The sequence below is a fragment of the Melioribacteraceae bacterium genome, assembly GCA_035362835.1.
Lineage (GTDB): Bacteria > Bacteroidota > Ignavibacteria > Ignavibacteriales > Melioribacteraceae > DSXH01.
The window spans coordinates 1,238,369-1,251,013 of sequence record DAOSDY010000001.1 but is presented as its reverse complement, the minus strand read 5'-3'; the positions used below and the strand labels follow the sequence as shown (position 1 = coordinate 1,251,013).

General features: G+C 40.0%; 11 protein-coding genes. 2 read left to right on the top strand and 9 right to left on the bottom strand.

The window, feature by feature from the left end; genetic code table 11:
• Window positions 1-25: 25 nt before the first annotated feature.
• The 9 genes from PLZ15_05280 to PLZ15_05240 form a co-directional block, all read right to left on the bottom strand.
• On the bottom strand, window positions 26-1,396 hold the full coding sequence (locus tag PLZ15_05280) for a TIGR00341 family protein (protein HOI29156.1): 1,371 nt from the start codon (window positions 1,394-1,396) through the stop codon (window positions 26-28).
• Between the two features lie 82 nt (window positions 1,397-1,478).
• Entirely contained in the window at window positions 1,479-2,711 is a 1,233-nt protein-coding gene (locus tag PLZ15_05275) for a metallophosphoesterase (protein HOI29155.1), read from the bottom strand.
• 24 nt (window positions 2,712-2,735) lie between these two features.
• Window positions 2,736-3,503 carry a class D beta-lactamase gene (blaOXA, locus tag PLZ15_05270; GenBank protein ID HOI29154.1) on the bottom strand — a complete coding sequence of 256 codons (768 nt, stop codon included), beginning with the start codon at window positions 3,501-3,503 and terminating at the stop codon, window positions 2,736-2,738.
• Window positions 3,500-4,975, bottom strand: a complete 1,476-nt coding sequence (locus tag PLZ15_05265; GenBank protein HOI29153.1) for a hypothetical protein — start codon at window positions 4,973-4,975, stop codon at window positions 3,500-3,502. The genes blaOXA and PLZ15_05265 overlap by 4 nt, the downstream gene beginning before the upstream one ends.
• Window positions 4,972-5,727, bottom strand: a complete 756-nt coding sequence (locus tag PLZ15_05260; protein ID HOI29152.1) for an enoyl-CoA hydratase/isomerase family protein — start codon at window positions 5,725-5,727, stop codon at window positions 4,972-4,974. Before PLZ15_05260 ends, PLZ15_05265 begins: the two co-directional genes overlap by 4 nt.
• A gap of 17 nt (window positions 5,728-5,744) precedes the next feature.
• A complete protein-coding gene (locus tag PLZ15_05255) occupies window positions 5,745-6,395 on the bottom strand; it encodes an HAD-IA family hydrolase (GenBank protein ID HOI29151.1) in 651 nt (216 codons plus the stop codon).
• Window positions 6,396-6,449: 54 nt separating this feature from the next.
• On the bottom strand, window positions 6,450-7,496 hold the full coding sequence (locus PLZ15_05250; protein HOI29150.1) for a carboxypeptidase-like regulatory domain-containing protein: 1,047 nt from the start codon (window positions 7,494-7,496) through the stop codon (window positions 6,450-6,452).
• 182 nt (window positions 7,497-7,678) lie between these two features.
• On the bottom strand, window positions 7,679-8,098 hold the full coding sequence (locus tag PLZ15_05245; protein HOI29149.1) for a DUF1761 domain-containing protein: 420 nt from the start codon (window positions 8,096-8,098) through the stop codon (window positions 7,679-7,681).
• A gap of 53 nt (window positions 8,099-8,151) precedes the next feature.
• Window positions 8,152-9,141 carry an isoaspartyl peptidase/L-asparaginase gene (locus PLZ15_05240; GenBank protein HOI29148.1) on the bottom strand — a complete coding sequence of 330 codons (990 nt, stop codon included), beginning with the start codon at window positions 9,139-9,141 and terminating at the stop codon, window positions 8,152-8,154.
• Window positions 9,142-9,290: 149 nt separating this feature from the next.
• On the opposite strand from PLZ15_05240, the gene PLZ15_05235 reads away from it, so the two are divergent.
• Both PLZ15_05235 and PLZ15_05230 read left to right on the top strand, forming a co-directional pair.
• Complete coding sequence (locus PLZ15_05235; protein ID HOI29147.1) at window positions 9,291-10,439, top strand: C1 family peptidase; 1,149 nt, start codon at window positions 9,291-9,293, stop codon at window positions 10,437-10,439.
• A gap of 181 nt (window positions 10,440-10,620) precedes the next feature.
• On the top strand, window positions 10,621-12,579 hold the full coding sequence (locus PLZ15_05230) for a tetratricopeptide repeat-containing sensor histidine kinase (protein HOI29146.1): 1,959 nt from the start codon (window positions 10,621-10,623) through the stop codon (window positions 12,577-12,579).
• Window positions 12,580-12,645 lie beyond the last annotated feature (66 nt).

Here is a 12,645-nt window from a genome sequence, read left to right as displayed (position 1 = left end):
AACATATTTTTCTAATGAGAGCACTTTATTCTACAATCAGTTTCAGTGTTGAGGATTTAGTTCTTGCGGCAATCCAGTTTTCAAAGCGTTTTCTTTCGCCGGCGGAAAGACGCGAACCGAATTTTGCAAACGCAACCGTAACAGTATCGAGCAGATTTGTTTTTGAATTTGCAATAACCGTTTTATCAACAAAGAATTGAACAATACCGGGATATTGCGCTTTTGCTTCTAAGAAAATCTCATCTACCGGATAACGGGCAAGCCCGGCTTTTGCCAGTTCGTTTTCCAGGAATTCGATTCTTTTCTCTTTCGATTTAAGAAGCTCTTCGTTCTTTTTATATAAATCCTCAATTAATCCGGTTTTTATAAAATCCAGATTAAATTTTTCCTGACCCTCAACACCCTGATTGACAAATAGTTCGGCGTCTCCTATTCCGTATTTTTCAAGTTTCTCTTTAGTCAGATCGAGTGTTTTATCATCAAGTGTCTCGCCAACCAGAAAAACCTCAATCATTTTTTTACCTTTCTCAAGAATGATATTCTTGCTTAAAATGTGAGTGTTTCTGAAAGCGAGCTCGTTATTAATGAAGAGATTTGCATTCCTTTCGAAAATACTTCTGTCAACAATATTATAGGCCATAAAGAGACTCGGTACTACCGTAACTAGGATGATTACAAGTATATAACGTTTAACTTTTCTCTCTGTTGCTTCATCAATAAATTCCTTCTGTGGATATTTAAGAAAACGAACAATAACAAGTGTTGCGAAACTGATGAAAACACTATTAATAAAGAAGAGGAAAAACGCTCCGAGGAAGAACGGTATATTGCCAGAAGCCAGTCCATAACCGGCGGTACACAAAGGGGGCATCAATGCAGTCGCAATCGCTACTCCCGGGACTACATTGCTGACATGTTTTCTGGAAGCGGCAACAATACCCGCCAATCCGCCGAAGAGAGCGATGAGAACATCCCAGATTGCAGGTGTCGTTCGGGAGAGGAGTTCGGACTGCGCCTCACCGAGCGGCGAGATGAAAAAATAGACCGCCGAAGTAATAACGCTAATACCAACGGCTACAGCTAAATTCTTAAATGCTCTTTTTATAAGATCAAAATCGTTTATTCCTACTCCCAAACCGATTCCCATAATAGGGCCCATTAAAGGCGAGATAAGCATTGCACCGATAATGACGGCAGTTGAATTTACATTCAAACCGACGGAAGCAACAATGATAGCAAATATCAAAACCCAGAGGTTCGTACCGCGGAATTCGATCCCCTTTTTAATAGTTTCAATTGTCTGCAGTTCATCCGCTTTATCCTCATCCAGGTTGAACCTGTCTCTGAGAAAATTGCGTATCAAAGCAATTAGTCTGAGATTTTTTGATATTTTCATGGCAACACCGTCTTAAATTTCTTTTAAATATAATAATATTTTTGCGTGGAATTCAGTGCGTGGTTATAAGGACTAAGCGTTTCTATCGACCGTTTAACACTATTAAAGTAATTTCCGGTGTGGAATTGTACCTGATTGGGGCAAGAGACATTCCGAGTCCGCGGTTCACAATTGCCAGCATATCACCAATATGGAAATCCCCTTTTACATATCGGGTTTCAATCAGGGTAGGAGTAAGATTAATAAAAGGAAAAAAGAACGTCAGTTGCCCGCCGTGAGTATGTCCTGCAAAAAAGAGATCGTAGTTTGAATCGCCTGCCTGTTCAATTAAAAAATCGCGGGGCTGGTGTGTAAGGAATATTCTTAAATCCTCCCCGTTCAGATGATTTGTAAGACTATCAATTATTTCCCTCTCAATCCTTTCCACATAAGTGTTTGTAATAAAAGTAATTCCTATGCGGGAAGAATCAACCGGCAGAATTAGTTTTTCGTTGTCGATCATTCGAACGTTCCGCGATATAAGTGCGGCTTTAATTTCCCGCAGGCTTCGTTCAGTATCCTGCCGGTATGCCCAGTTATCATGATCTCCAACGCAAGAATAGACACCATACTTCGATTGAATTTTTCCAAGCTGCTCAGCCGCAACATTAATATAGTCCGGTGTCGATGTTATAACATCTCCTGCAATAAGAACAAGATCAGGATTTGTATTATTAACCGCTTCAATATAACGGCTCAGTCGTATTTCATCCGTATACCGGTCTGCCTGAACATCCGAGATAAGTACTATTTTAAAATTATGCAGACGTTCCGGAAGTCCTTCTTTTTTATACTCTACAATCCTGGTCGATACCGTCGAATAATCATAAAAAGTTCTGATTGGAACATATATTATAAATAAGAGGGCTATTATCAAACGGGCCGCCGCAAAATGGAATTTTAATTTTGAGTTAAGCTTCTTTGAGAAAAGGATCAATATGAATCTAAAAACATCCACTATTGCAAAAAAGAGAATTGATTGAACAACAATCAGAATATAAATCCAGAATGGGAACTGAATGATATAATCGAAGGATTTGAGCGGAGGCGGAAATACGGCGCGGGAAACGGAAAACTGATTATAGATCAGGTAGAATAGAGCGATAATCAAATAGAGATTTGCGAAGACCAGGGCCGACCAAACAACCATTTTCAGACGTTTACGGTTAATTACCGGGAACGCTGTTTTAAGCGATCCGGTTATTCCGGAAATAAAATAGAACTGGATTACAAAAGATAATAATGCGACAATCACTAACCGGAGAGTAAAACTCATATAAAAATTCTTCCTCGATAACTGTTATTCAAGTATTTTCAATTCCTTTAGAATCTTTCGCGATAGCCGGGTACGGATTTCCATAGTTTCATCGAATGTTTTTGCATCCACATTAAACGCAAAAAGAAAAACCTCGTTTCCCTTTTCAACGTAGCCGACAAGCCAGCCGATAAACTCCCCGGAGGATTTTGTTCCGGTACCCGTTTTGTATTTTAGAATTGATGCAGAATATTTTTCTTCGCTCATAATCTTTTTTACTATATCAACTGATCTCTTTGAAACAGGCAGTTTATAATTATAAAATTTTTTCATAAAATCGATCTGTTCGTCGGCCGAAATCACTAAAGAGCCGTCGAGCCAGAACGAATCTACTCTTTCGCCGATTGTTTTATTTCCATAATCCATTAGAGAAAGGAAGCGTTCCATTTTTTCTTTTCCCACCCTCCTTGCAAGCTCCTGGTAATAAGGGACAACAGAGAGTTTAATTGCCGAGCCGAGGGTGTGGTCTCTATTCCACTCCTGATTCCACCGTTTATTACCATCCCATGCGATAATAAAATTTTCATCCTTAATAATGCCGGTTTCCAGTCCGATAAGTGAATTCGGGATTTTAAAAGTGGATGCGGGCGTAAAACGGAGCGCCGCCCTTTCGCCATTTATTGTCAGATATTCGTCCTTATTTAAATCATAAACAACCATTGTTCCGGAATGTCCCTCAAAGAGGTCGTTGTTCTGCTGCCGGGCATTCAGAGTCAGAGTAAAGAATAATATTATAATTGATACGAATTTCATTTTTCCCTCTCATTAAAGATCGACATGTCTTCCGGTTTTATACGAGACCTGTAAAGATCGTAATACTTGCCGGAATAAAATAATTCAGACTGCGGCGGAATTACAGGTTCTCGGAATGGCGGTCCATGAATACCTGTTGGTCCGAATGGCGCTTTCTCCTTTTTCTGCACAAGGAAAAGGAGATAATCGAACCGGTCCCAGTATTCTTTTATCAGAACTTTTTCAATTACAACGCTAACGCGCAAAGCATAAGACGCCCACCATTCCATTCCGTGCCGGGTTACCAGCAAAAGACTCCCTTCCGACGGTAGTTTTTTCTTAATTACATTCAGTTCGTTGAACTGTTCTCTTTCCATATTTGAATAAGTTTTCATTCCTGTTCTTGCCAAGACTGACAAAGCTGCAATCACCACAATCATCGCCAGGAGAAACTTTTTCCGCATTAATGATCCGGTACTTGAATATATAAACGGGAGTAGCGGAAACATAGTAACATACGAGATGAAGTTTAACCGCTGCGACCATTCAAGACCAATAAAAGGGAATGCAAGGAAGATCGAAACAACAATAGATGTAAGAATAAATATTTTATTGCACTCCGGAATTACATTTTCCTTCTTTAAATAAATTACCAGAGCCGCAATTGATACAGCATTCACAAAGAACATGCTTAAAAAATCAATGGGAGAAAGAGAGGGTTGACGCTGTAAAAAAAGAATTAAAACCGGATCGCGGAAAATCTGAAGAGAAAAATCCATCAAAGTCTTAAAACGGGGCGGACTTATAAGTGAGATTATTGCATAAGATATTACTATAACAAACAACAGGGCTGTAAAAGGCATAATAATAGATTTTCTTCTTACCGCATATTTAATGAAAATCAGCAGAACCATATATAATATTGCAACCGAAAAACATCCGAAGTGGGTAATACCTGTTAAAATAAAAAAGAATAGGGTAAGGAGATAATTTCTAAGTCCTTTTTCCTGCAAACTTTTCTTTACATACAGCAGGAGAAAAAAAATCCAGATTAATCCCAGTGCATTTTTCTGAAAATCGGAGACAAGAATTAAAAACGAAATAAACAGAATAGAGAGTGATGAAATAATAACGGAGGAGTGATTTTCCCTATCCCCATCAATAAGTTTTTTCGCCAATAGATATGCGGGAATTATAGCAAGCGGTGGAATCAGAGAATCGAAAAGGCGAGAGGCAAGATCTATCGATTGTTCTATACCGGCAATTCCAAAGAAATTAATCACCCTGGCAGCAAATGCCTCAAGCCAGAATACAAGGGGGAAATCCTTAAAAAAAATTTCTCCCGTTTCAATAACCGACCTGATATTTACGAGATAAAACGCGCCGTTTGCGCCGGGAATAAATTCAGTAGAAAAATTGACAGACAGGCGAATGAAGGCTGAAACCAGATAGAGTAACGAAAGATATACGGCAGGCGACTTAGAGAATCTCATTTACCCTTAAACTGTTTTATATAATTCCTGGTAAACTCTGAGACTACCAGCCGGCCGTTGATTTCCGCTCTTTCCTCAAGCAGTTCGTCCCAATCTTCTGTTCCCTTCCAGAAAATTTTTTTCAATTGAGCAACAGAATCAAGATTGCAGTTCGCAATTTTCTTTGCTATTTCGGAAACGGCTTCGTCCAATTCCCTGTTTGTTGCAAAGACCTTTGTATAAAGCCCGTTCTGTTTCGCCCAGAACGCATCATGCCATTCAGCGTCAATCGACATTGTAATAAAAGCAGTCTTGCCGATTTTTCTTTCTACGGCCGGGCCCACAACAAAGGGACCGATTCCAAGCAGGAGTTCGCTTAAACGAACCGATGCTTCGTTTGAAGCGAGTGTATAATCGGCCGCAGCAGCAATACCGACTCCACCGCCGACAGTTTTTCCGTGAACACGGCAGATAATAAACTTGGGACATTTACGCATCGCATTAATAAGACGGGCAAAGCCCATAAAGAATTCTTTACCGCTTTTAAAATCTTTTATAGCGAGCAATTCATCGAACGTGGCCCCGCTGCAAAAAGCTTTTTCCCCTTCGCTTCTCATTACAATTACGCGGGCATTCTTATCATTAGCCATTTTATTAATTGCGTCGGTAATCTCTTTTAGTAATTTAGCCGGGAGAGAATTACTTTTAGGATGTGAAAAACTTATGGTAGCTATTCCGCTAATATTACTAACCGATACTTTTCCGTTTTCCATCTTTACCTCCCTACAAATTAATTTCCCCGGTTCAATAAATGCTCTATCTGTGCGATATTGTCAATCAAAAAATCCGGTTTCGTGTCCTCAAGCAATTTGCGGTTCCGGTATCCGTAAGAAACTGCACACGTAAGAGATCCCGCATTTTTACCGCATTCAACATCCAGTTCTGAATCACCGATCATAATAGTATTTTCAATTCGGATTTCAACTTCGTTGCATAATTTAAGAAGCGGTTCGGGCGAAGGCTTGTGTTTTATTCCGGGTCTCCTTCCCATTATTCCGTCGAACAACTCATACAATCCGAAATGCTTTAGTATCAACTCGGCCTGATCCTGTCCCTTTGTTGTAAGAAGCCCTACTTTTCTTCCCTCTTTTTTTACCGATTCAATCACAATCCTAACATCCGGGTAGAGTTTAGAGTTGTCGATATAATCGAAATAGATTGATTTATATATTCCGAGAAACTCTTCGAAATCCGGAACCTTAAAACCGAATTCCGAAAAAATATCTTCGAAGTGCATACCGATCATATTAAGAAATTTTGTGCGTTCAATATTATTATCAATTCCAACTTCCTTAAGAGCATGTTTTGTTGCCTTAAAGATTGTCTCGTGAGAATTTACCAGAGTTCCGTCCAGGTCGAAAACAAAAAAATCAATCTGCATAATTGAGGTCTGTTAATTTAATACTGTATTAGTTTTTTAGAATCTGCCGGAAAATCATTCATTCACTTCAACGAAGCGGGGAAGGAGCGTAGCTACTCCCTCTTTGGCCATTTCACCGGAGATCGAAAATTCACCGAGCGCTAAGAAGTAGCCGTCGGAACTGAACTCCGTTGATCCATAATTAAGACAGAGAACAGAGTAAGTCCGCGTTCCGTTATTCCAATACTCAATATTAATACAATTATTGAAATTCAGAAAATATCTGTTTGTCTTCGGATGGTGCTCTACTATCTCTTCAGCCTTATTTACGATCTTCGAGCCTCTTCTAAGTTCAAATCCTTCGTCCCTGAAACGATACCTTCCCTGTGCAAGTGATGATAGAAGATGAATGGTAGAGCCGAAGTAAGCTTTTTCCCTGTTGGTTATAAAATATTCCAATGAGTCTTCGTCGGTTGTTTTAACCGCATTAAAGAGCGGAAAAACCGAATACGAAACAGAGCCGTCGCTTTTATTGTACTCAAAATAATTCAGTATACACTCAATATCGTAACCCAGAGCTTTGTTTATTATCATAATCGGTGTTGACGCTTCGGCGAATAACTTATTGCCGTCCTCTCTAAAGTTAATATGATACGGATTTTTTATTTCACAGTGTTTTGCAAAATCGTTGTTGCCGAAAAAGATTTTTTTAAAACGCTGAAACTGGTTTTCCCAGTTTTCATCCGCTTCATCCTTAACGCTGACTTCCTCAAGAAGATAGACGGTGGGCTGGAGTTTAATATCGACATATTTGTTTTTGCCGTCTCTAAAATCTACGCTTACAATTCTGGTTTCATATCCGATTACAGAAACCACCAGAGAAAAGAGAGACAAGGGGACGTTCTGAATTTTAAAATATCCGTTTTTATCGGTAGAAGAGCCCAGTGTTGTCTGTGAAAGAAATACATTTGCCAGAGGAATTGCTTCGCCCGTTGATCCGTCGGTTACTTTTCCCTCAACGGTCAGTTTCTGGTTCTGGGAGCTAACCGTTCCTGTGATAAGTAAAAAAAACAGAAATATGCCCGGAATAAAAAATTTCATTTTATTTGTTGAATCAACCATTCGGATGTTGCCTGCTTTATTTTCTATTCACAGGATAATAATTAGAAAAATTTTGTTCAGTTACAATCTAAAAAAACCGGCAAATATTAAACGAGAAAGTAATCAAAAGAAGATAGGTATAATCAGGAGCATCGAAACATACGGGACAGATAACTCCACAAGCAGCCTAAGCCGGTCAAAGATCAGGCAGGCCACGCACCCAATATTAATCCGTTAATCAGCAGAACAATAAAATGATAACCGCCGTCGATGACGAATTGCTGGAAGGTTCTTCCTTCGAATAAAAAATTAACCGTCATTGTTGTTGCAATAAATCCGATCGCAGCCATAAACGCCACTTTAATCCCTTCTTCGGGCGTAGAAACTCCGACATAACTCATAATCATTGCGAGAACAAAAGCCAGAACCAGTTCCGCAAGAAATGAAACGGAATATGCTTTAAGCGGTTTGAAATCCTTCTTCAACTCATCTTCGGACTTATCGAGAGCGGCGACCCAGACTTTTCCTAAAAACATATGGCTATACCAGAAAGCGCCTATTCCCAGTGCGATTATTCCGCAAACGAGAACTGCCAGATAATTGATTTGATTGTGTAACTCCATTTTTCCCTCAGGGCAATTACAGCTAAATTATTTCATTTCAACGATTGCAGAAATCAGTCGTTATAAATTTTTACAACCGGTGGGTTACCGCTCATGTAGTATCCGCGGTACATTCCCTCGGTGTTGAAAGGCATTGCAACATTACCATCTTTATCAAGGCAGATAACCCCGCCGGCTCCTCCGAGATCACCAACTTTTTTTATTGCTTCTGCTGAGGCGGACAAAAGATCCATTCCTTTATACTGCATAAGAGAAGAGATATCTTTTGCAACGCCGATCCGGATAAAATACTCGCCGCTTCCTGTTGCAGAGACACCGCATGTTCTGTTATCCGCATAAGTCCCGGCTCCAATAATCGGTGCGTCGCCAACACGTCCGAATTTTTTCATCATCATTCCTCCGGTCGAAGTTCCGGCCGCAATATTCCCCTCCATATCGAGAGCCACGGCGCCGACCGTTCCGTGCTTCTCAATCTTCTTTGCCTCTTCGCGGCGATTAATCGTCTTCTGATATGATTCCCATCTTTCCTTTGTAATGAAATAACTGTTTTCTACCATTTCTAGATTATTCTCTTTGGCAAACTCTTCGGCTCCGTCTCCAATCAACATTACATGAGGCGATTTTTCCATTACCAGTCGCGCAAGCGTAATGGGGCTTTTAACATGTTTAATTCCGGCTACAGCCCCCGCGGCAAGAGTTTTGCCGTCCATTACCGAAGCATCGAGTTCGGCAACACCCTTCTCTGTCAAAACTGCTCCTTTACCGGCATTAAACAATGGGGAGTCTTCCATCATCCGGATAACTGTCTGGACAGCGTCGAGAGATGTTCCTCCCTCCGAAAGAATTTTGTAGCCCGCTTCCAGCACGCGCGTTAATGTGTTTGTGTATTCCGTTTCCCTTTCGGGACTCATATTCGATTTAAGAATTCTGCCGGCGCCTCCGTGTATTACCAAACCGAATTTTTTCTCCTGGGCCGGTGAATTTACAAAGGATAAAATGAAAAGGGGGATGATCAGACCAAAAAATTTGACTATGTTCTTCATTTCAACACTATTTTATTAGTAACAAAAATGAAATTAGCTCGGACTGAATTTAAAATCAATTGCCAGAAAAAATTATTCGTTATGAATTAAAAACCTGTTAATATAAATTTGAACCGGAAGATTAATTGTATAATTGTAATGGAGCCAATATGACCCGTATTAAAATTAATTTATGGACTATTCTGCTGCTGTTTGTTACTCCTTTATTTCTATTAGGACAGGAAAAGAGTAAAAAGGAAACCTATGAATTTACGATGGTGCATCAGGTAGAGACTACTCCGGTAAAAAACCAGGCGAGAACAGGAACCTGCTGGTCTTTTGCAACAACATCATTTATTGAAACTGAATTGATTAGAATGGGTAAAGGGGAACATATCCTTTCCCCGATGTGGTTTGTCCGTTTTGCATATCCATCCAAAGCCGAAAAGTATCTGCGGTATCATGGTCAGTATAATTTCGGAGTTGGCGGACAGGCGCATGATGTAACAAATGTAATAAAGGAATACGGATTCGTGCCCGAAGAAATTTATAAAGGATTGAATACAGGCGACGAAGAACATAATCACGGTGAAATGTCTTCCGTGCTTGAAGGAATAATGGACGGTGTTAAAAAGAACCGGGGCGGAAAAATTACACCGTTATGGAAAAACGTTCTGGAATCAACGCTTAATATCTACCTTGGTATTCCCCCTGAACAATTTACTTATCAGGGGAGCGTATACACGCCCGTCAGCTTTGCAGAAAAACTCGGATTCAATCCCGACAATTATGTTGAACTGACATCCTATAATCACAAACCCTTTTATACCAAATTCGACCTGGAGATTCCCGACAATTGGAGCAAAGACTTTTATTACAATCTGCCTGTCGACGATCTGATGAAAGTAATGGAGAATGCCCTGGCGAACGGTTATTCGGTCTGCTGGGATGGCGACGTGAGCGAAAAAGAATTTGACAGAAAGAAAGGAACGGCCATAATACCTCTTGATCCGGCTGATATAAAAGAAGGAGAAGAAGGGGACGGCCCGGTAAAGGAAAAGATGGTTACACAGGAAATGAGACAGGAATCGTTCGATAATTACACAACAACGGACGATCATCTGATGCATCTTACCGGCATTGCGGTCGATCAGAACGGAACAAAGTATTATTACACAAAGAACTCGTGGGGGACAAAAGACAAAAAATTTGACGGATTCTGGTACATGAGCGAACCATATGTAAGACTAAAAACTGTTGCTATTATGATACATAAAGATGCTATACCAAATGATATAAAAACAAAACTGGGGCTATAAACCGGGGCCGGATTTTCAGGAATGCCGGATCTATCCGGCATTCTCTTCTTTTCTTAACGATCTTATTTTTTAGAATAAATATAAATTTCTGCTGGTACTTTTTCTTCTCTGGAATATTCAATCAGGGTCTTGTCATCGTGTATAACTCTTTGTAGCTTTGACCGGCAATTAAAGGAAGTTAATGTACAAACAGATATTATTTCTTCTGTTAATATTTTCGTGCACTCTCCAATCTCAAAACACGATCGATTCAATCCGCGGCAAAATTTCTTCTCTCGACGATTCATCAAAAGCCAGAGTCCTTCTTGAAGAAACCTGGAAGCGAAGAAGTAACGACCCTTTAGCAGCCATTCAGCTCGGGAAAGAGGCGCTGAAAATTTACTTCGATCTGAAAGACCGATCCGGTGAGGCAAGAGCCAATAACTATCTCGGGATAACATATGTTAATACCGGCGCTTTAGAAATAGCTTATGAATATCACATTGCCGCATTAAGAGCGGCTGAAAATGCGGGAAATTCAATTCAAGTTGCTTACTCCTACAATAACATAGGCGAGATTTTCAGACTAAAGAATAATGTGGTTGCCGCTACAGAGAATATACAGCGTGCAATCCAAATTTTCGAATCGGTTAACGATCAGAGGGGATTGGCATACTGTTATGTTAATATGGGTCGGTTATATGCAGCACAGGAAGATCCCGGACGCGCGCTCGAACTCTTCGAAAAATCCGAAAAAATTGCCGTCAGCCTGAACCTCGAAGAGATGCGCGGCAGAATACTTCTGGCAATTGCAAGAATTTCTCAAAGGAGCGGTGATTTTTCACGGGCAGAGAAATCCTATGTTGCGCTCGAAAAGTTATACGAAAAACTTAACTATCAGAAAGGGATCGCGGAGGTCTGGAGCGGCTTAAGCGATGTCTTATACCGCAAGGGGGAACTGCGGAAAGCCCTCGAATATTCTTTTAGATCTCTCGATTTGAACAAGAAAATATTAAATGCTGTCGGCGAAGTAAATAATTTAAACAGTCTTGCCGGGATATATCTCTCATTAAATAATCTTAAAGCCGGAGAAGAATTCCTTTCGCTCGCACTAAAAAAATCGAACGAGTTAAACTCATCCTCGCTGATAGCTTCTACTTATAAAAAATACTACGAACTTTATAAAAAAAGCGGACGTCTAGACAGCGCCCTATACTATTTTGAGAAATTCAACACTTTAAAAGACTCGATTGTTACCAAGGACGAGATGATTAAGCTGGGAGAGCTTGAATCTCTTATTAAGTTTGAGAAATCGGAACGAGAAAAGGAAATTCTTCAGAACGATCTAAATCATCAAATACGACAGCGAAATTATCTTGTAGTGATTACAGTTCTATTTCTAGTAATTGCCGTAATTCTGACTTTCCGTTATTTCGAAAAGAAAAAAGTATCTGAGGAGCTGAACAGAATAAATATAGTAAAGGATAAATTTTTCAGAATTATAGCTCACGACCTGCGTGAACCTTTCGGCGCTACTTTTTCCGCACTTGGACTTTTAAGGGATCAGTACGACGAACTGAGCGAGACAGAGAAAAAGGACGCTATTGAGGTTGTCAGCGGACTGATTAAAAAAGATTTCGACCTACTGGAAAATCTTCTTATGTGGGCCAAGAACCAGCGCCGCGAGATTAAATTTGAACCATCAACAATCTATTTACAAAGTGTTGTGGATAAAATTATTGCTCTTGTTTCATCCCGCATATCAGCTAAAAACATTTTAGTGGAAAATATCTGTGGCGATAATGATACTGTCCTGGCCGACGAGGAGATGCTTAACGCAATACTTCGAAATGTGATTTTCAATGCCGTTAAATTTACAAACCACGGGGGACAGATAACAATATCCTGCAACCATATTAGCGAAGAGAGTGTTATTACTATAAAAGATAACGGCATCGGTATGGATAAAAACACAATAAAGGATCTTTTTTCACTCGATACGAAAAATACTTCTATCGGAACAGCGGGCGAATCCGGCTCGGGTCTCGGTATGATTCTCGTTAAAGAATTTGTAGATATGCACAAGGGAAAAATTGAAATAGAAAGCGAATCCGGTAAAGGAACGACTGTAACTATTATTCTGCCCAGTAAAAAAGCGTAAAGCGGTCTTCTCTTCATTCATCCCAAGACAGACGGAGCGCCAATTAAAACTAAATAAAGGAGTGTT